Origin of the sequence: Mesorhizobium sp. M2A.F.Ca.ET.037.01.1.1, from assembly GCF_003998075.1 — a bacterium.
Taxonomy (GTDB): domain Bacteria; phylum Pseudomonadota; class Alphaproteobacteria; order Rhizobiales; family Rhizobiaceae; genus Mesorhizobium.
In genome coordinates, this window is the sequence record NZ_RZSA01001008.1 from 1 (window position 1) to 2284 (window position 2284).

At 62.0% G+C, this 2284-nt stretch carries 2 protein-coding genes and 1 pseudogene; all 3 read right to left on the reverse strand.

Annotated features, from left to right (window positions below; genetic code table 11):
* A pseudogene (locus tag EOA27_RS32605) lies at window positions 1-198 on the reverse strand (flagellar M-ring protein FliF); the annotation flags it as partial.
* 179 nt (window positions 199-377) lie between these two features.
* Window positions 378-1448 (reverse strand): flagellin, encoded by a 1071-nt coding sequence (locus tag EOA27_RS32610; protein ID WP_127258309.1) that lies wholly within the window; start codon window positions 1446-1448, stop codon window positions 378-380.
* A gap of 254 nt (window positions 1449-1702) precedes the next feature.
* Window positions 1703-2284 (reverse strand): flagellin (locus tag EOA27_RS42550; RefSeq protein ID WP_281059502.1); only part of this gene is annotated, 582 nt, incomplete at its 5' end.

Here is a 2284-nt window from a genome sequence, read left to right on the forward strand (position 1 = left end):
GGCCAGCACAAGGCCGATCTGGTTCACGTCGGAACGCTCGAGGCCGACATAGAGCGTCTCATAGGCCGGGCGATTGAGATAGACGGAAGCGATGCCGATGACGGCCATGACCAGGGCCGCGATGCCGCCCATGAGCGCCAGACGCCGCACGCCGAAGCTCTTGAAATTCGCGATGATGCTCTGGATCTGTTCCGGCACGATTCAACGGCTCCCAGCACGACTGTCCGCCGCAAGACTAGACCGCGAAGCTTGTGCGAGGATGATAGGGCGCGCCGGCAAAGAGCCAGCAAGATGCCGAACGCGCAACTTCCTTCGAGAAACGAAAAAGGCCGCGTTTCAGACACGGCCTTTTCGTCGGTCGAAGGTGAGCAGGCGACTTAGCCGTTCTTGAACAGCTGCAGGATCGACTGCGAGGAGCTGTTGGCGATCGACAGCGACTGGATGCCGAGCTGCTGCTGGACCTGGAGCGCCTGGAGGCGGGTCGATTCCTTGTTCATGTCGGCATCGACGAGCTGGCCGACGCCGCGATCGATGGAATCCATCAGGCTCTGCGTGAAGGTTTTCTGCAGGTCGATCGAGCTCTTGGCGGCGCCGAGCACGGTGGCGGCGTCAGTAAGCTGACTCATGACGTTGTCGATCTTGGTGACCATCTGCGTGATGATGTCGTCGGTCACGCCCGTTGCCGTGATGTCGAGATTGAAGGCGGAGACGTTGTCGATCTTGACGGGCGTGACCGTCACCGCGGCTTGGGCGGTGGTGTTGGCGGCGATGTCGGTAGCGCCGCCGGCGATCGCGGTGGCATAGGCGGCGTCATACGCCGACTGGTCCGCGGCCGTGGAATAGATCGAGGTCTTGCGATCGAGGATGCCCTGGTTCTTGACGGCGGTGGAGAGGCCGGAATCGAACAGCTTGGTGCTCTCGACGTCGATGTCGATGGTGCCGAGCGAGATCGCGCCGGACGACGAGCGGTTGAAGGAAGAGACGATCTTGGCATCCGGCTGGACGCCGTCATTGGGAGCCGCCACCTGCGTGGACGTCACCGAAAGATAATTTGAGCCGGAGAAAGTGGCGGCGTCGGCGAAGGATTTCATTTGCGCCTGCAGCGCGGTGATTTCGGTCTGCGTCTTGGCCTTGTTGGCATCCGACTGGCCGACAGCCGACAGAAGCTTCGTCTTGATCTTGCCGATGGTATCCAGCACGTTGTTCATGCCGGTATAGGCGGTGTCGACCTTCGAGGCGCCGAGGCCGAGCGCGTCCTGCACGGTCGACAGCGCCGAATTGTCGGAGCGCATCGTGGTGGCGATCGACCAGTAGGCGGCGTTGTCGGAGGCCTCGGAGACCCGGTAGCCCGTCGAGATCCGCGCCTGCGTCTGCTCGAGCGACTTGTTGGTGGCGTTGAGGCTTTGAAGTGCAGTCAACGCCGCGGCGTTCGTCATGATGCTCGCCAAGAAACTCGCTCCTTCTCAAAAGCCGGCATGCCACGCAGGCCTCGACCTGCCCATCGGTTGCGATCGTGCCGGTCTGGCCGAGTCGACAACCTGTATCAATTGGTTAACCATACCTAGCGCGATATGGTTAATGGCCTGTTAAAAGTAGGCTTTGGAGACGTTAAGAAGCGAAGGTTGCGCGGGCCTTGAGCAAACGCAAATCGGGCCACGCTTTTGGCGCGGCCCGATGCTTTGACGTGGTCAGTATAGAACGATCAGCCGCGGAAGAGCGACAGGATCGACTGCGACGAGCCGTTGGCGATCGACAGCGCCTGGACGCCGAGCTGCTGCTGAACCTGCAGCGCCTGGAGGCGGGTCGATTCCTTGTTCATGTCGGCATCTACGAGCTGGCCGACGCCGCGATCGATGGAGTCCATCAGGCTCGAGGTGAAGGTCTTCTGCAGGTCGATCGAGCTCTTGGCGGCGCCGAGCTTGGTAGCGGCGGTCGTCATGGCCTTGAGCGCGATATCGACGACGTTCATCATCTCCTGAATCTGGCTGTCGCTGGCGCCCTTGCCCGTTGCCGAGTCGAAGATCTTCAGGCCGGCTACCGAGTAGGTGTCGCCGGCCGCCGCAGCCGCACCCAAGGTCGGGTTCTGTGCCGTGCCGACGATGGCGCCGGTCGCGCCGACGTAGTTGGCGTCGAGGATACCCTTCTGCGTTCCCGCCGTGGTGCCGGCTTCATAAAGCTTGATGCTTTCCACGTTGACGTCGATGGTCGAGATCGAAACCGAACCGGTGGCGCTGCGGTTGAAAGCCGAGACGATCTTGACGTCGGCAGCGGCGGTGGCGGGGCC